The sequence below is a fragment of the Galbibacter sp. PAP.153 genome (genome assembly GCF_037029175.1).
In the GTDB taxonomy this organism is placed as follows: domain Bacteria; phylum Bacteroidota; class Bacteroidia; order Flavobacteriales; family Flavobacteriaceae; genus Galbibacter; species Galbibacter pacificus.
This window is the reverse complement of record NZ_JAZEUN010000003.1, coordinates 26,285-47,368: the sequence shown is the minus strand read 5'-3', so window position 1 is coordinate 47,368 and position 21,084 is coordinate 26,285. Positions and strand designations below refer to the sequence as shown.

Annotated in this window: 20 protein-coding genes; 17 read left to right on the top strand and 3 right to left on the bottom strand. The window is 38.0% G+C overall.

The features are described from left to right. Positions 1-50: 50 nt before the first annotated feature. From UXI14_RS02075 to dnaG, 14 genes are all read left to right on the top strand, one after another. Positions 51-911: a prephenate dehydrogenase gene (locus UXI14_RS02075; protein ID WP_335964592.1), complete on the top strand. Its 861-nt coding sequence runs from the start codon at positions 51-53 to the stop codon at positions 909-911. 11 nt (positions 912-922) lie between these two features. Further along, complete coding sequence (locus tag UXI14_RS02070) at positions 923-2,002, top strand: bifunctional 3-deoxy-7-phosphoheptulonate synthase/chorismate mutase type II (protein ID WP_335964590.1); 1,080 nt, start codon at positions 923-925, stop codon at positions 2,000-2,002. Between the two features lie 192 nt (positions 2,003-2,194). Then, on the top strand, positions 2,195-3,142 hold the full coding sequence (rsgA, locus tag UXI14_RS02065) for a ribosome small subunit-dependent GTPase A (protein ID WP_335964589.1): 948 nt from the start codon (positions 2,195-2,197) through the stop codon (positions 3,140-3,142). A 162-nt stretch (positions 3,143-3,304) separates the two neighbouring features. Continuing rightward, on the top strand, positions 3,305-3,754 hold the full coding sequence (gene dtd / locus UXI14_RS02060; protein WP_335964587.1) for a D-aminoacyl-tRNA deacylase: 450 nt from the start codon (positions 3,305-3,307) through the stop codon (positions 3,752-3,754). Between the two features lie 88 nt (positions 3,755-3,842). Further along, positions 3,843-5,762 (top strand): DUF3857 and transglutaminase domain-containing protein, encoded by a 1,920-nt coding sequence (locus tag UXI14_RS02055; RefSeq protein WP_335964585.1) that lies wholly within the window; start codon positions 3,843-3,845, stop codon positions 5,760-5,762. A gap of 4 nt (positions 5,763-5,766) precedes the next feature. Further along, positions 5,767-7,773 carry a DUF3857 domain-containing protein gene (locus UXI14_RS02050; protein WP_335964584.1) on the top strand — a complete coding sequence of 669 codons (2,007 nt, stop codon included), beginning with the start codon at positions 5,767-5,769 and terminating at the stop codon, positions 7,771-7,773. 2 nt (positions 7,774-7,775) lie between these two features. After that, positions 7,776-8,102: a nucleotide pyrophosphohydrolase gene (locus UXI14_RS02045; RefSeq protein WP_335964583.1), complete on the top strand. Its 327-nt coding sequence runs from the start codon at positions 7,776-7,778 to the stop codon at positions 8,100-8,102. Positions 8,103-8,138: 36 nt separating this feature from the next. Continuing rightward, positions 8,139-9,368 (top strand): 3-phosphoshikimate 1-carboxyvinyltransferase, encoded by a 1,230-nt coding sequence (locus UXI14_RS02040; RefSeq protein WP_335964582.1) that lies wholly within the window; start codon positions 8,139-8,141, stop codon positions 9,366-9,368. A gap of 295 nt (positions 9,369-9,663) precedes the next feature. Beyond that, on the top strand, positions 9,664-10,713 hold the full coding sequence (queA, locus tag UXI14_RS02035) for a tRNA preQ1(34) S-adenosylmethionine ribosyltransferase-isomerase QueA (RefSeq protein ID WP_277898261.1): 1,050 nt from the start codon (positions 9,664-9,666) through the stop codon (positions 10,711-10,713). 229 nt (positions 10,714-10,942) lie between these two features. Then, on the top strand, positions 10,943-11,983 hold the full coding sequence (rlmN, locus tag UXI14_RS02030) for a 23S rRNA (adenine(2503)-C(2))-methyltransferase RlmN (RefSeq protein WP_335964581.1): 1,041 nt from the start codon (positions 10,943-10,945) through the stop codon (positions 11,981-11,983). Positions 11,984-12,106: 123 nt separating this feature from the next. After that, a complete protein-coding gene (locus tag UXI14_RS02025; RefSeq protein ID WP_335964580.1) occupies positions 12,107-12,838 on the top strand; it encodes a phosphatase PAP2 family protein in 732 nt (243 codons plus the stop codon). Between the two features lie 156 nt (positions 12,839-12,994). Next, on the top strand, positions 12,995-13,396 hold the full coding sequence (locus UXI14_RS02020; protein WP_335964579.1) for a hypothetical protein: 402 nt from the start codon (positions 12,995-12,997) through the stop codon (positions 13,394-13,396). 54 nt (positions 13,397-13,450) lie between these two features. Continuing rightward, positions 13,451-14,428: a polyprenyl synthetase family protein gene (locus tag UXI14_RS02015; RefSeq protein WP_335964578.1), complete on the top strand. Its 978-nt coding sequence runs from the start codon at positions 13,451-13,453 to the stop codon at positions 14,426-14,428. Between the two features lie 262 nt (positions 14,429-14,690). Then, a complete protein-coding gene (dnaG, locus tag UXI14_RS02010) occupies positions 14,691-16,694 on the top strand; it encodes a DNA primase (protein ID WP_335964576.1) in 2,004 nt (667 codons plus the stop codon). A gap of 50 nt (positions 16,695-16,744) precedes the next feature. Here dnaG and UXI14_RS02005 read toward each other — a convergent pair whose 3' ends face one another. Together UXI14_RS02005 and nadE are read right to left on the bottom strand one after the other, a co-directional pair. Further along, positions 16,745-17,374, bottom strand: a complete 630-nt coding sequence (locus UXI14_RS02005; protein ID WP_335964575.1) for a response regulator transcription factor — start codon at positions 17,372-17,374, stop codon at positions 16,745-16,747. A gap of 177 nt (positions 17,375-17,551) precedes the next feature. Further along, positions 17,552-18,340 carry an NAD(+) synthase gene (gene nadE, locus UXI14_RS02000; RefSeq protein WP_335964574.1) on the bottom strand — a complete coding sequence of 263 codons (789 nt, stop codon included), beginning with the start codon at positions 18,338-18,340 and terminating at the stop codon, positions 17,552-17,554. A 214-nt stretch (positions 18,341-18,554) separates the two neighbouring features. On the opposite strand from nadE, the gene gldB reads away from it, so the two are divergent. The 3 genes from gldB to UXI14_RS01985 all read left to right on the top strand — a co-directional run bounded on the left by gldB (position 18,555) and on the right by UXI14_RS01985 (position 20,465). Beyond that, complete coding sequence (gldB, locus tag UXI14_RS01995; protein WP_335964573.1) at positions 18,555-19,511, top strand: gliding motility lipoprotein GldB; 957 nt, start codon at positions 18,555-18,557, stop codon at positions 19,509-19,511. Further along, positions 19,511-19,846 (top strand): gliding motility protein GldC, encoded by a 336-nt coding sequence (gene gldC, locus UXI14_RS01990; protein WP_277898270.1) that lies wholly within the window; start codon positions 19,511-19,513, stop codon positions 19,844-19,846. Before gldB ends, gldC begins: the two co-directional genes overlap by 1 nt. Positions 19,847-19,994: 148 nt before the next feature. Continuing rightward, positions 19,995-20,465 carry a DUF4252 domain-containing protein gene (locus UXI14_RS01985; RefSeq protein ID WP_335964572.1) on the top strand — a complete coding sequence of 157 codons (471 nt, stop codon included), beginning with the start codon at positions 19,995-19,997 and terminating at the stop codon, positions 20,463-20,465. A 4-nt stretch (positions 20,466-20,469) separates the two neighbouring features. Here UXI14_RS01985 and yihA read toward each other — a convergent pair whose 3' ends face one another. Continuing rightward, complete coding sequence (yihA, locus tag UXI14_RS01980) at positions 20,470-21,078, bottom strand: ribosome biogenesis GTP-binding protein YihA/YsxC (RefSeq protein ID WP_335964724.1); 609 nt, start codon at positions 21,076-21,078, stop codon at positions 20,470-20,472. Positions 21,079-21,084: the final 6 nt, after the last annotated feature.

The window sequence follows — 21,084 nt, the reverse complement described above, 5'->3', positions numbered from 1 at the left end:
ATGGAACATAAACAAATTTGTATATCAAAAACCATAAACCATAGATAGTAATGAATGTATTTGTAATAGGGTTAGGGCTCATAGGCGGTTCAATGGCATTAGACATTAAAACCTCCAACAAAGAAGCCAACATTGTAGGGTTTGATGCCAACGAAGCACACATGGAAGAAGCCGTATCTATTGGGTTTATAGATAGAAAAGGGACCCTGGAAGATGCTAAGGAGGCCGATGTGGTAATTGTATCCATTCCCGTAAATGTTTCCTTGGAAGTGATTCCCAAGGTTTTGGACATCGTAAAAGACGATACTTTGGTTTTTGACGTTGGCTCAACAAAAGCGAATATTTGCACTGCTATAGAAAATCACCCAAAGCGCAGGAACTTTTTGGCAGCACACCCCATTGCCGGAACCGAGTTTTCTGGGCCAAAAGCAGCAATAAGAGGATTGTATACAGGGAAAACAAATATAGTTTGCGAGGTAGAAAAAACAGCCTTTAAATTACAGGAACGGGGCTTTAAAATATTTAACGATCTGGGGATGCGCATTCGTTACATGGATCCAAAGGCGCACGACAAGCACATTGCCTATGTGTCACATTTATCGCATATCAGTTCGTTTATGTTGGGAAAAACGGTTATCGAAAAAGAAAAAAACGAGCGCGATATTTTTGATATGGCAGGCAGTGGATTTGAAAGTACCGTAAGGCTGGCAAAAAGTTCGCCGGCCATGTGGAGCCCCATTTTCGAACAGAACAAAGAAAACGTAATAGAAACGCTTGAAGAATATATAGCAAACCTTCAAAAGTTTAAAGAATTAATGCAACAAGACGATTATAACGCTATCTATAAAGAGATGGCCGATACAAATAGAATAAAGGAAATATTAAAAGGAATTTCAATCAAAACTTCATAAGTAAATTTAAAATGGAAAATTCAGCAGGATTAAGAACATGGTTAGACGGGATGAACTTAGATCATCCGTTAGTAATTGCAGGCCCATGTAGTGCAGAAACAGAAGAGCAGGTATTAAAAATTGCTCACGACCTAAAAGATAGCGATGTAAATTACTTCCGTGCAGGAATATGGAAGCCAAGAACAAGACCTGGAAATTTTGAAGGCGTAGGCTCTATTGGGTTAAAATGGCTAAAAAAAGTTAAAGAAGAAACCGGTTTAAAAACTGCAACCGAAGTAGCCAATAAAGCACACGTAGAACTGGCCTTGGAAAACGATGTGGATTTATTGTGGATTGGCGCACGTTCTACCGTTAGCCCGTTCATTATTCAAGAAATTGCCGATGCCCTGGAAGGAACCGATAAAATTGTATTGGTAAAAAACCCGGTAAACCCAGATTTGGCCCTTTGGTTAGGCGGTATTGAGCGTCTGTACAGCAAGAACATCAAGAACCTCGGGGTTATCCATAGAGGATTTTCTACTTATGAAAAAACTAAATACAGAAACAATCCGGAATGGCAACTGGCCATTGAGCTTCAAAATAAATTCCCCGATCTTCCATTGATATTGGACCCTTCGCACATTACTGGAAAAAGGGACATGATTTTTGACGTGTCGCAAATGGCGTTGGATTTAAATTACGACGGGTTGATGATTGAAACACATTGCGATCCAGACAATGCATGGAGCGACGCCGCCCAACAGGTTACTCCGCAAAGTCTGAAGCAGATCATGAGGGATTTGAAAATTAGAAAAGAAACCGATGAGGAAGCCGAATACAACAGCAAATTAACCAATTGCCGTGCGCAGATTGACGTGATTGATAATTCGCTGATAGAAATACTGGGCAAGCGCATGAAGGTTTCTGATGAAATCGGGAAGCTAAAGAAACAACGCAACGTAGCCGTGCTTCAGTCTAAACGATGGAACGAAATTTTAGGAAAAATGGTGCTGGAAGGAGAGCAGAATGGCTTGAGCGAAGAATTTATCTTACGGATCTTCAAGGCAATTCACCAAGAATCCATCAATCACCAAGAAAAAATCGTTAAATAATAACAAGAGGTTAAGAAGTCAAAAGGAACTAACATTATAGTTGTGATTTGCTGCTGCGAAAACTGAAATTTATATCAGAAAAATATATAAATTTCAGTTTTACTACAGGTAAATGCATAAAATTATTTCATTGGATCGGTATTAATTTTCAACGAAATAATTTTGTGTACTTTTGACTTCTAACTTTTCAATATGACAGGATTAGTCTACAAATCAACCGGGAGTTGGTATAATGTAAAGGCCGAAGATGGAACTTTTATTAATTGCAGGATAAAGGGAAAGTTTAGGATTCAAGGAATAAAAAGTACCAATCCCATTGCTGTTGGTGATGTTGTGGACTTTAATCTGGAAACCATCGGCGATGAAAAAATTGGTGTAATCGCTAACATTCACGACCGCAAAAACTATATAATACGCAAGTCTGTAAACCTTTCCAAGCGAACGCACATAATTGCAGCCAACATAGACATAGCTTTTCTATTGGTAACCCTTAAAGATCCGGTAACCTTTACAGATTTTATAGACCGTTTTTTGGTTACTTCAGAGGCATATGATGTTACCCCGGTGTTGCTGTTCAATAAAATAGACACCTATACAGAAGAAGAATTGATAGATGTAGAATATCTGGCCGATGTATATAAAAAAATTGGTTATCAGTGCTTTAAAGTGTCGGCAAAGACAAATACAAACATAGCGGCAGTCCAAAATATAATGGAAGGGAATACCAGCATATTTTCTGGACATTCGGGAGTTGGAAAATCTACGCTTATAAATTGCATTCAGCCCGATTTGAATTTAAAAACGGCCGAAATTTCCGAACAACACAAGCAAGGCCAACATACCACAACTTTTGCCGAAATGTACGACTTGAGCTTTGACGCCCGGATTATCGATACGCCCGGAATTAAAGGCTTTGGAATTGTAAATATGGACAAATATGAAGTAGGTGATTATTTCCCGGAGTTTTTCGAGCTGAAAAGCCAATGCAGGTTTAACAACTGTTTACACATAGACGAACCCAAATGCGCGGTAAAAAAAGCATTGGAAAACAACGAAATAGCATGGAGCAGGTATAAAAGCTATTTGCAAATACTTGAAGGCGAAGAAGAAAACTACCGAACCGATATTTATGGAGATTAGCTTTTTTGAGTTCAGAGTTTCAAAGGTGCAAAGCTTTAGTCACTTCGACGAAGGAAAAGTCATACTAATGTAAGGAGCTAATAAGTTAATAAGGAAAGGGGTTTTGTTCAAGGTTGTCCTTTTATATCAACTATCAACCATCAACCCAACAAACAATAAAAAATGCGTGTAGTTATTCAAAGAGTAAGTGAAGCAAGTGTTACCATAGAAGGAGAAATAAAATCAGCAATAAAACATGGGCTGCTTATACTTTTAGGGATAGAAGAAGCAGATACAAAAGAAGACATCGATTGGTTGTGCAGAAAAATAACCGGCCTCCGTATTTTTAATGACGATAATAATGTAATGAACCTTTCCATAAAAGAAATAAATGGCGATGTAATTGTGGTAAGCCAGTTTACCCTGCATGCTGCTACAAAAAAAGGAAACAGGCCTTCTTATATAAAAGCAGCCAAGCCCAATATTGCCATTCCGCTTTATGAGGCCTTTGTAGCCCAACTGGAAAACGAGCTCGGTAAAAAAGTAGGAACCGGTGAATTTGGTGCCGACATGAAGGTCTCGTTGCTCAATGATGGTCCGGTTACCATTTTAATAGATTCCAAAAATCGATAATAGCGAAAAAAAACACTAAAAAAATAAATACCCTCACTTAAATTTGAGATTTTTTATATATTTAGCGTCTAAACAAACCTAACTATTAATGCAAATTAAATCCTATTTAGGAGTATTCTTCGTGCTCTTTAATGTAATGACCGCTGTTTCCCAAGAAGCATTTCAACTTCAATCGATTGTACTAAATACAGCATTGACAAAAGATGCCAATGCCATAATGCGTAATGACAGCATTTCTATAAATATCCCATCGTTTGACAAGATGAGGGTATACAAAGAAGAAGTAGTTACCATATTGAACAAGGCAGGCGATAAATATGCATCAGCTTATGAATATTATAGCGATGACGTAAAAATCAAATCGGTTGAAGCTGTTATTTACGACCAAATGGGTAATGAAATAAAGACATTTAAAAAGAGGGATTTTAAAGACCGAAGTGCTGTTCCCAGAGGCACGCTCTATTCCGATCATAGGATTTTGTACCTAGATTACACGCCAACTTCGTATCCTTATACAATTAAATTTATTTCTGAAATAGAGACCCCGAACACGGTTTCCATACCTATATGGTATTTTGTTTCTGGTTACAATGTGAGCGTAGAAAAAAGTACATTTCATATTAATTACGGAACAGATGTTACACTTCGTATAAAAGAAGACAACCTTGAAGGTTTCAATATTCAAAAAACTCAAAATGACAATGACATCACCTATTCTGCAGGGTCAATTCCAGCAATTGAATATGAAGATTTAGCACCCAGCCTAATGTACTTTATACCGAAACTCCAAGTAGCGGCCAATCATTTTAACATAAGTGGCATTGAAGGACATGCCTCTAATTGGGAAGAATTGGGAGGATGGATGTACAACAAGATTTTAACAGGTAGAAATATACTTCCCGATCAAACCATTGCCACAGCAAAAGCATTGGTGGCAGGAATAGACGACCCGATATTAAAGGCAAAGAAAATATATGAATACGTGCAGGAACAAACACGATATATAAGCGTTCAAATTGGAATTGGTGGAATTCAGCCTATCATGGCAGAAGAAGTAGACAAGGTGAAATATGGCGATTGCAAAGGGCTTTCAAATTATACAAAAGCCTTGCTGGAAGCCGTTGGGGTAGATGCCTATTACACACATGTGGAAGCAGGAAGCCAGATTGTGGATTTTGATGGGCAGTTTGCTTCATTGACGCAGGGGAACCATGCTATTTTGGCCATACCCAACGGCGAGGATTATTGTTGGATAGATTGTACTTCAAGGGTGCTTCCGTTTAATTATGTCGGGGACTTTACCGATAACAGAAAAGTACTTGTTATGAAGCCCGAAGGCGGGCAAATTACAACAACCGTTGCCTATATTAACAGGGATAATGAGTTGCGTAATATAGGCGAAATAGAACTGCATGCAGATGGAAGTGTAGATGCCAGTGTTTCCATTACCACAAAAGGTGTGCTGTATGACAGCCGTTTTTATCTAGGTGAAAGAAATAACGATGATATTGTAAAATCTTATAAAGATTATTGGCATTATATAAACAATCTCTCCCTAAAACAGCCCCGGTTTAAAAACGATAAAGAGAATGTGGTTTTTATGGAAGATGTAAGTTTATCGGCTACTAAATATGCATCGAATATGGGAGACAGGATGTTGGTGAACATCAATCTCTTCGACCGTAATACATATGTGCCCGCAAGGTACAAAGACCGAAAAATGGCTTTCGAGGTTCCAAGGGGCTTTGTCTATAAAGACAGTATAAAAATTAACCTTCCGGAAGGTTTTGAAATTGAGGCCATGCCAAAAAACGAAACCCTGGAGAGCGAATTTGGCAGTTATGCCCTAAACCTTGAAAAAGATTCAGAAAACAATATTATCTATCAAAAGGAATTCTTTTTGAAAAAAGGGCTGTACCCAAAAGAGAAATATGCCGATTATAGAGATTTTAGAAAGCAAATATCCAAACTAGAAAACGCTAAAATAATGTTGATAAACAAAAACTAAAACTATGTTCAAGACTTTTACCCTACTGTTAATCCTGTTTTTTGGAGCTGAAAGTATATATTGCCAAGATTACGATTTTGGAAAAGTGTCCATAAGTGAACTTGAAGAAAAAATGCACCCCACTGATTCATCAGCGGTAGCTTCAGTTTTATTTGAAAAGAAAAGATCCTATTTTCAATATGTTCAGGACAAAGGTTTTTTGTTGATAACCGAAGTGCAAAAACGAATTAAAATATACAATGAAAAAGGATTTGCCTACGGAACCGAAAAAGTCTACTTGTACAAAGGCGATTCTGATGATGAAAATTTATCCTCGTTAAAAGGATATACCTATAATCTGGTAGCTGGTAAGATTAATGAAACCAAGTTAAATAAAAGTGCAGTATTCAATAATGACGAGTCCCGATACTGGAAAAGCGAGACATTTACTTTTCCCAACCTAAAAGAAGGCAGTATAATTGAATATAAATACAATATTACATCTCCTTTTTTATCCAATATACATGAGGTTCAAGTACAAAGGGAGATCCCGGTAGACCAAGTAGAAGCTTCTTTTGAGTTTCCCGAATATTTTTACTTTAAACCATTGATAAAAGGATATTATCCACTTAACATTGCTACTAGCGCCAAAAGCGGCTCGATTAACTTTGTAAATAAAAACAGGTCGAACAATAATGGACATGTTGTAAAAACAACATACAGCAGCCAAAAGTTGGACTATAAAATAAACATCAACTCCATAAACTTATCCAACATTCCTGCGTTAAAAGACGAGCCTTTTGTAAACAATATAGATAACTACAGGGCGAGCATAGATTATGAACTTTCGTATATTAAATTTCCAAACGCCCCTATAGAATACTATGCCACCACTTGGGAAGACGTTACAAAAAAGATTTATGGCTATAGCGATTTTGGCAATGAATTGCGTAAAACCGGATATTTTGAAAAGGATATAGACCCGCTTATGGCCAATGCTTCGACCAATGAAGAAAAAGTAGGGCTAATATTCAACTATGTAAAAAATAAAATGGCATGGAACCAAAATCATGGGTATACCTGTCACGATGGAGTAAAAGAAGCATACAAAAAGAATAGTGGCAATATTGCAGAAATTAATTTAATGTTAACCTCCATGCTTAATTATGCAGGTGTTGAAGCCTATCCGGTATTGGTAAGTACCCGTTCTCATGGCGTTCCATTGTTCCCTACGCAAGAAGGGTTTAACTATGTGATTACGGCCGCTAAATTGGGAGATGGCTACGTACTTATGGATGCTACAAGTAAATATTCAATCCCGGGAATGTTGCCCACCCGTGCGCTTAATTGGTACGGAAGGATAATAAGAAAAGACGGCAATTCCATGCAAATAGATTTAATGCCCCGGTCTACTTCAAGAGAAGTTGTCAATATGTTGGTAGACATAGATGTCCAAGGTGGGGCAAAAGGAAAAGTTAGAGGGCAGTATTTTGATTATAATGCACTTTCTTATCGGATAAATTACGACCAGAAAGATGAAAACGACATAATTAAAGATAGGTACAATGAAATAGTTATTGATGAATATGAAATAAAGAATAAAAAAGACCTTCAAAAACCAATAATAGAACAGTTTAGTTTCTATGACGAAAGTGCCTACGATTTAATAGCCGATAAAATATACCTATCTCCCTTGTTCTTTTTTGCCATGAAAGAAAACCCTTTTAAATTGGAGAAAAGAGAGTTCCCTATCGACTTTTCGTATCCAAGGGAAGAAAGTTATATGATTAATATCAACGTCCCTGAAGGTTACAAAGTAGAGTCTTTGCCAGACCCCATGAAAATGGTAATCCCGGATGGAATGGGCGAATTTAGTTACATGGTAGTCCAAAACCAACAAATACTTCAACTAAAGGTAGATTTAAAAATTTCTTCAGCAGTGATATCACCACTTTATTATGACGCAATAAAGCAGTACTTTAGCAAAATAATAGAAAAGGAAAAAGAAAAAATTGTAATAAGCCAACTTTAACAATGGATATAAAAAATGCACAAATCGAAGTCGATAAATGGATAAAAGAACACGGGGTACGCTATTTTAACGAGCTTACAAATATGGCCCAACTTACCGAAGAAGTCGGTGAGGTGGCCCGTATTATCGCCCGTCGTTATGGAGAACAAAGCGAAAAGGAAAGCGACAAAAACAAAGATTTGGGCGAAGAACTGGCCGATGTGGTTTTTGTGGTCTTGTGCCTGGCCAATCAAACGGGCATAGATTTGCAGGCATCGTTCGATGAAAAAATGAACCAAAAGGCCAAACGCGATCACGATAGGCATCATAATAACGAAAAACTAAAATAAAAACCAAAAAAATAAGAAACCGCGAGTCTTGAAATTATGAATATATTAGTAGCTGCAACCAAAACCACCCTTCATCAGCATATAAATATTACAGGTTCTAAAAGCGAAAGTAACCGCTCTCTTTTACTGCAAGCTTTATACCAGAACATACAAATAGAAAACATCTCAAACTCAGTCGATGCTCAAGTGATGCAAAAAGGACTTAAAGTACATCACGGAGAAGTGGACATTCACCATGCAGGAACCGCGATGCGCTTCTTAACGGCTTTTTTTGCCACCCAGGAAGGCAGGGATGTGGTGCTAACGGGTTCGCAACGTATGACGGAGCGTCCCATAAAAATATTAGTGGACGCATTACGTCAATTGGGTGCAGAAATTGAATATGTAAAAAACGATGGCTACCCCCCAATTAAAATTAAAGGAAAAACAATAACCAAAAGTAAAGTATCGCTGGCCGCCAATATAAGTAGCCAGTACATCTCTGCTTTATTATTGAATGCGCCCCAGCTTGAAAACGGACTGGAATTAACCCTTGAGGGCAAGATTACTTCGGTGCCCTATATTAAAATGACAGTGGCACTGCTCAACGAAATTGGTGCAAATACCAATTTTGAGGGCAATAGTATTACCGTGCAACCATTGAACACTGCCAATGAGACAACTTTAGTGGTGGAATCCGATTGGAGTTCGGCTTCTTACTTTTACAGCATAGTTGCAATGTGCAAAACCGGAACAGAAATTTCTTTGTCGAGTTATAAGGGAAACAGCTTGCAGGGCGACAGTGTCTTACAGGAAGTCTACAAACAATTTGGGGTAGAAACTACTTTTAATGAAAATATTTTGAAACTTAAAAAAGTAACCGAAATACCCAAAAGCACAAATATCAATATAAATCTGGCCAATGCACCCGATATTGCCCAAACAATTGCTGTTACATGTTTCGGCCTAGGGATAAAATGCGAGCTCTCTGGGCTACATACATTAAAAATTAAGGAAACAGATCGCTTGGAAGCCTTGAAAATAGAGCTCTCTAAATTGGGCGCCCACATAAAGGTAACCGACAAAGAACTTTTTTTAGAGCCCTCTCAAGCCATAAAAGAAAATGTTGAAATAGATACGTATAACGACCATAGGATGGCAATGGCCTTTGCACCACTGGCCTTAAAAGTCCCAATTGTTGTTAACGATGCCGAAGTAGTCTCTAAATCGTACCCGGATTTTTGGAAGGATTTGGAGCAATTGAGCTTTTCCATTACAAAACTGTAAAATTAGGGTCTTTTTTAGGGCTATTTGGTCCCGTTATAAAATGTAATTCTTTGAAAACAAGAAATAATTACCGTTTTCCTTGACAACCCCTGTTTCCATATTGTATATTTGCGGCTCGTAAAAATACGAGTATTGGCAATTTTTGTTGGTTTAATAAAGATTGCCTTTAAATTATAACAGATTTGAACCACAAAAATTAAGTATAAATACTTGCCGATTTTTCAAAATCTATCATTGATTGTTGAATGTCGGTTTTTTATTTGTAATAATTTAGGTTCCTGAAAAAAATGAATAGATGAAATTATCACATTTTAACTTTGAACTTCCAAAGGAGTTATTAGCAGAGTATCCTTCAGAAAATAGAGATGAATCCCGTTTAATGGTTCTTCATCGAAAAGAACAGAAAATAGAGCATAAACTGTTCAAGGATCTAATCGATTATTTTGACGAAGGCGATGTAATGGTGCTTAACAATACAAAGGTGTTCCCTGCGAGATTGTTTGGTAATAAAGAAAAAACAGGCGCCCGCATTGAGGTATTTCTTTTAAGGGAACTTAATGTAGAACAACGTTTATGGGATGTATTGGTAGACCCTGCTAGAAAGATTAGAATTGGTAATAAACTATATTTTGGCGACGACGAAAGCTTGGTGGCCGAGGTAATAGACAATACAACCTCCAGAGGACGTACACTCCGTTTTTTATACGACGGTTCTTATGAAGAATTCAGAAAAAAATTAAACGACCTTGGCGAGACCCCGCTTCCAAAATACATTAAAAGAAACGTAGAGCCCGAAGACGAAGAGCGTTATCAAACCATATATGCCAAGTCCGAAGGGGCTGTTGCGGCACCTACGGCCGGATTGCACTTTTCAAAACATTTGTTAAAGCGTTTAGAGATAAAAGGCATCGATTTTGCCGAGCTTACCCTCCATGTTGGTTTAGGAACATTTAACCCAGTTGAGGTAGAAGATCTTTCTAAACATAAAATGGATAGTGAAGAGCTTTTTATAGATCAAAAAGCAGCGGCCATTGTAAACAATGCAAAAGCCAAGAAAAGAAAAGTTTGTGCCATCGGGACTACCGCGATGCGTGGTTTGGAGAGTTCGGTATCGTCAGATCATATGTTAAATCCATATGAAGGATGGACCAACAAATTTATTTTCCCTCCATACGATTTTAGTATAGCCAATTGTATGGTCACCAATTTTCATACGCCAAAATCGACCTTGTTGATGATGATTTCTGCTTTTGCAGGGCACGATTTTATAATGAAAGCATACAAAGAAGCCGTTAAGGAAGGCTATAAGTTTTATTCTTATGGAGATGCCATGTTAATTTTATAAGGTGTAGTGTTCAATAATAATGAAAAGTCCTGTTGTATGTTACTAACAGGGCTTTTTTACTTTTATGGATTACTCCCGTATGATTTCTTAAAAATTGTTTTAGGTTATTAAAAATACCCCATGGCAGCGTAGTTATGCCTAAATAGCTTAAAAAAGACCTTGCACGATAAAAGCTTTGTGTGGTTTTATATAATTGAAATCCGAAAATCAAAAATGTATCTTTGCACATATGCAGGCAATAAAAAAAGATATCCGGGCATTGACCAAAGAACAATTAAGAACGTTCTTTGAAGCCCATGGCGATAAAGCCTTTCGTGGTAACCAGGTTTATGAATGGTTATGGGGAAAGGCCGCTCACTCTTTTGATGAAATGACGAACATTTCTAAAGAAACACGGCAAATGCTGGAAGATAACTTTGTTATCAACAATATACGCGTGGACCAAATGCAGCGGAGCAATGACGGGACCATAAAAAATGCAGTGCGCCTCCATGACGATTTAATTGTAGAATCGGTATTGATACCAACTCCTACCAGAACTACGGCATGCGTCTCCAGTCAGGTAGGTTGTAGTTTGGACTGCAAGTTCTGTGCCACGGCCAAGTTAAAGCGCATGCGCAACTTAAACCCGGATGAAATATACGACCAAGTGGTGGCCATAGACAACGAAAGCCGCTTGTATTTCGATCGGCCCTTGTCCAATATAGTTTTTATGGGCATGGGGGAGCCGCTCATGAACTACAATAATGTACTGGCGGCCATAGACAAGATAACTTCCCCGGAAGGGTTAGGTATGTCTCCACGGCGTATTACGGTCTCTACATCTGGGGTGCCAAAGATGATAAAAAAAATGGCCGATACCGAAGTAAAGTTCAAGCTGGCCGTATCGTTGCACTCGGCCATAGACGAGGTGCGAACCTCCATTATGCCTTTTAATGCCACTTTTCCGTTGGCCGATTTGCGAGAGGCATTGGAATATTGGTATGGCAAAACCAAAAGCAGGATTACCTACGAGTATGTTGTATGGAAGGGCATAAACGATACACGTAACGACGTGGACGCACTGGTTAAGTTTTGCAAATTTGCCCCGTCCAAGGTAAATTTAATAGAATACAACCCCATTGGCGACGAGGTTTTTAAACAAGCCGACAACCGCGCCATAGAAATGTACCAACAGATATTAGAGCGAAATGGCATTACGGTAACGGTGCGCCGTTCCAGGGGAAAAGATATAGATGCCGCATGTGGCCAGCTCGCCAATAAGTCGTAGTTTAGAATCTTTTTTAATAAGCTTCTCCGTACAATTATTAAGTAGTTGCCTCGTTTCTTTAGCAACTAGTAACGAATTCTGCTATAAATAATGAGAAGGCTTATATTTTTTATTGCCTTATTAATGACACATAGTCATTATGGGCAAAAAAACAATCTTCAAGACACTTTAAATGCAAAAGGCACAACTTTCCTTGAATTTAATTACAAAGCCTTAATTGTTCCTTCAGTAATGATAGGTTATGGGCTCATTGCTACAGAGAGCCACAGTCTAATAAATATCAATAATGGAATAAAAGAAGAAGTTACCGAACACATTGACGAGAAATTCACTGTAGACGACATTTCTCAATACGCTCCCGCAATTGCAGTATATGGGCTTAATATGTTTGGGGTAAAAGGGAAACACAATTTGAAAGATAGAAGCATTGTTTTAGCAACATCTTATTTAATAATGAGCAGTAGTGTACTTGGCTTAAAGACAATTACCCGAGTTGAAAGGCCCGATGGCAGTTCTAGGAATTCTTTCCCCTCTGGGCATACGGCAACCGCTTTTGTAGGGGCCGAATTTTTATGGCAAGAATACAAAGATGTTTCCATTTGGTATGGTATTGCAGGGTATGCAGTGGCCACCGGAACAGGATTTTTTAGAATTTATAACGATAGGCATTGGTTTAGTGATGTTGTTGCCGGAGCCGGGATAGGAATTTTGAGCACAAAGATTGCCTATTGGATTACACCATTTATAGAAAAAAAAGTGTTTAAAAAGCGGTATAAAAAGGATAAATATGATAAAGCTTTTGTGCCATTTTACAACGGGAAAGAAATAGGAGTTGGTATGGTAATTCAATTTTAATGCAAGACAGTATATGTACAATATGCACAGATTCATCAAAATTTCTTAAATTGTACAGGTAGGCCACTCGCATGCAAGTATGTGTGGCTTTTAAAAGAAAATTAAAACCGCCATACATGGCATTTTAATCTCACTTTGTGAGTAAAACTCAAACCCATGCAATTGCAAAATGGAACACTGGAAATAGTAGACGGTGCACTCTATATCAAGGACGGAAAGAAAGCACAGTACCTTTTTTTAAAAATAGCCCTGTTGCTCAGTGCCTGTATCGGGGTTTTTCATATGTACAATTACTTTCGGGGCGATGCCCATTACAGTATATATGTTATTGTTATGGGAATTATAAGTGCCTTCATATTGATATGGCTTTTTCAATATTCCAATAAAGAGGTAATTTCTTTAGGTGAAATAAAAAAAGTAAAGCAAAAAAGTGCGTTGGGGCGAAAGTCGTTTGTAGTTTATTTAAAATCGGGTAGAAAGCGCGAAATCATGTACCCCAAATACCTTTCCGATGTGAATGATTTAAAAGAATTTTTTAAAGAAAAAGGATTTTTGTAAAAATAAGAAAAGCCTTTTATATCGTAGTATTTTAATACTATCTTTACGCTTTCTATGAAAGTAGTAGAACAAATCAAGCAGCCTATACGTAAGGAAATGGAACTTTTTGAGAAAAAGTTCCACGATTCCATGTCTTCCAAGGTGGCCTTGCTCAACCGGATTACTTATTATATTGTAAACAGGAAAGGAAAGCAAATGCGGCCCATGTTTGTTTTTCTAGTAGCCAAAATGGTGTCCAATGGGGAAGTTAACGAGCGCACCTACCGCGGGGCCAGTGTTATAGAGTTAATCCATACGGCTACTTTGGTGCACGACGATGTGGTAGACGATAGCAACCGTCGTCGTGGTTTTTTCTCCATTAATGCCCTGTGGAAAAACAAGATTGCCGTACTTGTTGGCGATTACCTGCTTTCCAAGGGCCTGTTACTTTCTATCGACAACGGAGATTTTGATCTGCTCAAGATTATATCCGTGGCTGTCCGCGAGATGAGCGAAGGGGAGCTTCTACAAATAGAAAAAGCCAGGCGATTGGACATTACCGAAGATGTTTATTATGAGATTATACGCCAAAAAACGGCAACCCTAATAGCGGCCTGTTGCAGTTTGGGCGCATGTTCCATAAAACCAAATTCTAATGAAGTGGAACAAATGCGTAAGTTTGGCGAGCTTATTGGCATGGCCTTCCAGATAAAAGACGATTTATTTGATTATACCGATGGCCCTATAGGTAAACCCACTGGAATAGATATTAAGGAACAAAAAATGACGCTGCCGCTTATCCATGTATTGAACAACGCCGGAAAAGAAGAGAAAAAATGGCTCATTAATTCGGTTAAAAAGCACAACAAAGATAAAAAACGGGTTCAGGAAGTGGTTGCCTTTGTTAAGGAAAAAGGCGGACTTACATACGCCGAAGAAAAAATGATAGCTTTCCAAAAAGAGGCACTTGCGCTTTTGTCCGGTTTTCCACCTTCGCCATATAAAGATTCCTTAGAACTAATGGTAAACTACGTTATAGAGCGTAAAAAGTAGTAGATTTTGCGCATTATTTCCACATGAGAGGCCATAAAATTACCTTCTCAATACCTGTAAGGCTTGGATGTGTGTTTTTTCCAAGTGATTAAATTGTAAAGTAATATTTTAAGCAAGATATTCAACAATATAAGTTTTAAGCAAAGTGCCAAATACTGCCTGCCGAATAAAACAAATCGTCAACGTATATTTAACAGATATTCATTATTTTTGATTCCCTTTTTTTGGAGAATCTTTATTTTTATAAAAAGCCGCTTAGATTTTGATTTCAAAAGAAACCATAGATAAAGTATTTGATGCCGCACGGGTTGAGGAGGTGCTTGGCGACTTTGTGCAATTAAAAAAATCGGGTTCCAACTTTAAGGGACTTAGTCCGTTTTCAGACGAGCGCACGCCTAGTTTTATGGTGTCGCCGGTTAAGCAGATTTGGAAAGATTTTAGTAGTGGCAAAGGCGGGAATGTGGTTGCTTTTTTAATGGAGCATGAGCATTATACATATCCAGAGGCTATTAAATATTTAGCCAAGAAATACAACATAGAAGTTGAGGAAACCGAGCAGACCAATGAAGCCAAGGAAAAAGCAAGCGAACGGGAAAGCATGTACCTGGTCTCGGAGTTTGCCCAAAAAAACTTTCAAAATAATTTAAAAACTACAGAGCCGGGAAAAGCCATTGGCGGGACCTATTTTAAGGAAAGGGGCTTTACCCGGGAAACCATAGATAAATTTAAACTTGGATACTCGCTGGACGAGTGGGATGCCTTTACCAAAGAAGCGCTGGGTAAAGGGTATCAATTGGAGTTCCTGGAAAAAACCGGGCTCACTATTGTTAAGGAAAGAGAGGGGACTGCTGAAAAAAGAATGTTCGACCGTTTTAAGGGGCGTGTAATGTTCCCTATTCATTCAATGAGTGGTCGCGTGCTTGGTTTTGGCGGACGTATTTTGACCAACGATAAAAAGGCCGCCAAATATTTAAATTCCCCTGAAAGCGACATTTACCACAAAAGCAAGGTATTGTACGGTATTTATCATGCCAAACAGGCCATTGCCAAGCAGGACAATTGTTATTTGGTAGAAGGGTATACCGATGTTATCCAGTTTCACCAAAGCGGGATAGAGAATGTTGTGGCATCAAGCGGTACCGCATTGACTTCGGAACAAATACGATTGATAAACAGGCTTACCAAAAACATTACGGTATTATTTGATGGCGATGCTGCTGGATTAAGAGCTTCTTTAAGGGGGATAGATTTGATATTGGAGCAGGGCATGAATGTAAAGGTTTGCACATTTCCCGAAGGGCAGGACCCCGATAGTTTTGCCCGGACGCATACCGATAGTGAGCTAAAGGAGTTTCTCGACCAAAATGCAACCGATTTTATTCGTTTTAAAGCTTCTTTGTTGGTAAAAGATGCCAAGAACGACCCTATTAAAAAGGCAGATACCATTCGGGAGATTGTAAACAGTATCTACAAAATCCCAGACCGTATCCAAAGGGAAGTATACGTGCAGGAATGTTCCCGTATTATGGATATTTCAGAAGATGTGCTTTACAATACGTTGGCTCAGCTAGGAAACAAAGAAGTAGCTGAGGCCAATAAAAAGCATAAGGAGGAGCAAAAAAAGAATACGTTTAACGTAGTTAAGGATGCCGAAAGTACAGCTTCGGGGAAAATAAACCAATTAGATGAACTGGAAAAGGCCATTATTGGGATACTGCTTTTTCATGGAGATAAGACTGAAACTTTTAACGACGTTGTTTTAGAGGAAGATGAAGAAGGCAATATGATCGAAAATGAGGTAAAAGTGGATATGAAGGTTTACGAAAAAATATTTTTGGACCTCCAGACCGATGAAATTGAGTTTGCCAATACCGATTTTAATGAAATATACAACATCCTGATTGAATGTTTTAACGTTGAAGGAGCGCTTAAAATGGATGATTTCCTGCAAAAATTGTCGTTCAAGCAAAATGCAGTCGTGGTAGATATATTGATGAACGAAGAAAAGTATGCACTTTCCAATTGGGAAAGCAAAGATATTTTGGTGAAGGATAAGGATATGTCGGTTCGCTTATTGGTTTTTCAAACCATTTCAATGTTGCGGTTAAAACTTCTTAATATGTTGGTTGATAGTATTCATGAGGCCATTGGTGCTAATAATAATGCTTCGATGGACCAAATGGAAGATATAAAGAACTATTGGAGCTTAAGAAAAATTCTTTCAGATAGGTTTGGTCTGGTTACCAACACTACTTTTTACAATTAAAAAAGGTGCCTTTTCGGGTACCTTTTTTAATTGTAAGGACAAGAAGGTCTTTAGTAAAGTTCCAGGGCTTTTGCCTGTTGCAACATATCGACCATATTGTCTACATTTAATTTTCTCATGAGCCTTGCTTTGTAGGTACTCACGGTTTTCTCATTTAGATTTAGTTCCTCGGCTACTTGTTTATTTCGCTTACCGGCAGACAAAAGTTTTAACACTTCGACTTCACGGGTAGATAATTTTCTAAATAATTTTCGGGGCTTGTTGGTGCTTTCATCAAATGCTAGGCGCTGTGCCAATTCATTGGTAATGAACATACCACCTTCGGCAACCTTTTCAATGGCCCCAGTTAATGTTTCAATAGGAGCAGTTTTGGACACATAACCAGAAGCACCGGCCCGCAAAGTGCTGAGTGCATAAACGTCTTCGGGTTTCCCGCTGTAAATTAGTACTTTAACGTTTCCATAATCTCTTTTTAGTTTTCTCAAGGCGGTAATTCCATTTACTTCGGGAATATCCATTTCCAACAACACCACATCGGGTTGCTTAGATGAGAGTACGCTAAAAAGTTCAGAAGTTGTACTTACATTGCCAATAATCTCGACAATGTCGTTTTTTTTAAGAGCTGTTTCAAGGCCTATCCTTACTATGGGATGGTTATCAGCCACTAGAACTTTAATCATAATTAACCATTTTAAAGTTAGTTTCGAATAAGCCATAACAAAAGAGGATGCTATTTTAGCACCATCATGTTGGCTTGGGGGTATTTTATATTATTTGTAAGTAAATATAGTAAAATAAATCTTACACACCAAATAAAAAAGGGGTTGATTTCGAAAAAAAGTTCTACTCTTTTTTGTCTACCTAAGGCTTGCTGGTATTTCACAAACGGGAATTGGAACCATTTTGTGCTTATTGGCGTTGTGCAATTTGGTATAAATATCGATTATTTGTTTCTCACGCCCTTCAAAATCGGTAGATTTTTTTCCTTCGGATGTCATTTTCATTGCCCATTCCAGTTCGGGGTAAGAAGCACCTATTTGGTCTTCGTCCGTTCGGTCGTCGCCCCATAAACCATCTGTTGGTGCGGCTTTTTGAATGTCTTCGTTAATGCCGAGTTCTTTGGCTATGGAATAGACTTCTGTTTTTAACAAGTCTGCAATCGGGCTAAGGTCTACGCCGCCGTCTCCATACTTGGTATAAAAGCCTACCCCAAAATCTTCTACTTTATTTCCCGTGCCCGCCACCAGATATTTGTTCAATGCGGCAAAATAGTAAAGAGATGTCATGCGCAAACGGGCTCTTGTATTGGCGAGCGACATAAATCTTTCTTCTTCGTTTTGCACCTTTGGGAAAGAAGCTACGAGACTGTCAAAAACAGGGGTAAGGTCTACTTTTGTCATTTTAACGTTGCTATAATTACTTTGTAGCCATTTAATGTGGTTTATGGCACGGCTAACTTGATTATCGGCTTGATGAATGGGCATTTCCAAACATAGTACTTCCAGTCCGGTTTTGGCACAAAGCGTGGAGGTGACCGCCGAGTCGATGCCGCCGGAAACACCAATTACAAATCCGTTCATGTTTGCTTTTTCGGCATAATTTTTTAACCAGCTTACAATGTGGGCAATTACTTTATCGGTTTTCATTTATATAAATTTTTTGTTTGCTGAAAATAAGTAAATCATATATTCGTAAAGGTTTGGAAGGTTCAATTCCTCAATTTTTATCGGGAGGGGAAATCACAAGATAGTCGATTTTTTTTGAACGTAATCCTCGTATTCGTTTTAACTTTGTAAGCAAATGTAACAGATTATTAAATTTATCAAAAGGGAAACCTTTAAAGGATTAAAAAATATGCGTATGAACAAAATTTTGGGTTTGCTTATTGCGATATTGATAATTTCTTGCTCAAAAGAAAATAAATTGGAGCAGGAAATAGCAAAAATAGAAGTGCATGTCCGTATTGATAGGTTTGATGAGGTTTTTAATAATTCGTCTACAAAAGACCTTCCGAAGTTAAAAAATAAATACCCTTATTTGTTTCCAGCGGAATATAACGACAGCATTTGGGCAAACAGGATGAACGATACCTTGCAAAAAGAATTGTATGCCGAGATAGACAAACGTTTTGCCGATTTTGAAAACGATACTGCTCAGTTTAGCTCCCTGTTTCAACATATAAAATATTATTTTACAGATTTTAAACCGCCAAAAATAGTTACCGTAATTTCTGATGTTGATTATAAAAACCGGGTTATTTATGCCGATACCCTGCTTTTGCTGGGCCTGGATAATTATTTGGGTGCCGACCATAAGTTTTATAAAGGTATTCAGCAGTACATCAGAAAAAATTTTGAAGCCTCGCAAATCCCTGTCGATATGGCAAAGACCATTGCCAAAAGCAAAGTGCGGCCGCCAGAAAGCCGCACCTTTATTGCGCAAATGGTTTATTATGGGAAAATATATTACTTGGTACATTTGTTTTTGCCCAACACGGCCAAGGAAGTCCAGCTTGGCTATACCGGTGAAGAATTAAAATGGGCCATTGCCAACGAAGGCTATATTTGGCGCTACTTTGTGGAAAGGGAGCTTCTTTTTTCTACCGATGCCAAACTTCAGGAACGGTTTATCCATCCGGCGCCTTTTTCAAAATTTTATTTGGAGCTCGATAATGAATCTCCCGGTAGATTGGGGCAATATATAGGTTGGCAAATTGTAAATGCATATATGGAAAATAATGAAGTATCTTTGCAGCATATGTTGAATGCTTCGGCCGAAGAAATTTTTAATAACTCAAAATACAAACCCAAAAAATAATGGCAAAATCGCATAGATCGGATATAAACTTACGTATAGAACTCGATGAAAATAAAGTTCCGGAGAAATTGTTTTGGACCGCAAAAGACGGGGGCGTAGAAAATGAAGCCGCTAAGGCTTTATTGCTTTCTGTATGGAACAGCCAGCAACAGGAAACCTTGAAAATTGACCTTTGGACCAAAGATATGCCCGTTGATGAAATGAAAAAATTTATGCACCAGACCTTGGTGTCTTTAAGCGATACTTATTTCAGGGCTACCCAAGACGAGAAAATGACGGCTACCATGCGGGATTTTTGCGATTATTTTGCAGAAAAACTGGAACTAAAAAAGTAAAACATCAAATAGGTGCATGCATTTCCAAAATGGGGCCGCGATGTACTAAAAGTGACTGCCCGAGCTAGTATAGGGAATATTGATTTTAATGTTGGCTGTAACAATATGTGTTGCAATTCGTCGTAAGCATATAACCAATATTTTAATTATGAGAAAAATAGCAATATTAGCAGCAGTTTCGCTTTTGATAGTTTCTTGTGGAGCTTCTACGCCCTACGATTCCTTCAGAAAAGAAAATAAAAAAGACATCGCTTTTTCATTAAGTGCATCCAATTTTTTGGTCAAAATGTTTGTAGACGATGAAGATTTTAGGGAAATCAATAAAGTAGTATCGGGAATTCATAAATACAGAGTGTTGATTAGTGAAGAAGAGAGTTCTCAATATCTTGAAAATGAGTTTGATGATTTTGTTCAGCGAAAAGGCTACGAATCTTTAATGTACGTAAACAGCGACGGTAGCAAAGTGGGGCTTTTTTACTATCAAAAAAGAAACAAAATCAAGGAGGTGCTGTTGAAGGTTAAGGATGATGAAGATTTTGTTGTTTTAAGTGCTGAGGGAAATATAAAAATTAAAGATTTGGACAGATTAGTGAACAATGCCGTTGCAGAAATAAAATAAAAGGTTAATTTTTTGTAATCTGCTGGTTTATCTGTTCAATGTAGCTTAAAACATCTTCTTTTCCGGCTCCAGACGTTGATGAAGTTACAAAATAATTTGGGGCTTCTTCCCAGATGTCATCGGTCATTGCCTGTAAGTAATTGTTTACATTCTGGGGAATTTCCACGGGTTTCAACTTATCGGATTTGGTGAAAATAATAGAAAACGGAATTGCATGCTCGCCCAACCATTGCATAAATTTCATATCTATTTTTTGCGGACTGTGGCGAATGTCAATCAAAACAAATGCAGAGACCAATTGGCTACGCTTTTTAAAATATTCGGTTATAAATTTTTGAAATGTATTTTTGAGCTTTTTAGAAACTTTGGCATAGCCATACCCTGGTAAATCTACCAAAAACCAGTTTTCGTTAATTTTAAAATGATTGATAAGTTGTGTTTTTCCTGGCCTTCCAGATGTCTTTGCCAAGTGCTTGCGGTTGGTAAGCATGTTGATTAACGAGGATTTTCCAACGTTAGACCGTCCAATAAAGGCATATTCGGGTATTGGCTCTTTAGGGCACTTTTCCACATTAGAGTTGCTCATTACAAAAGCAGCCGATTTTATTTGCATCATTTT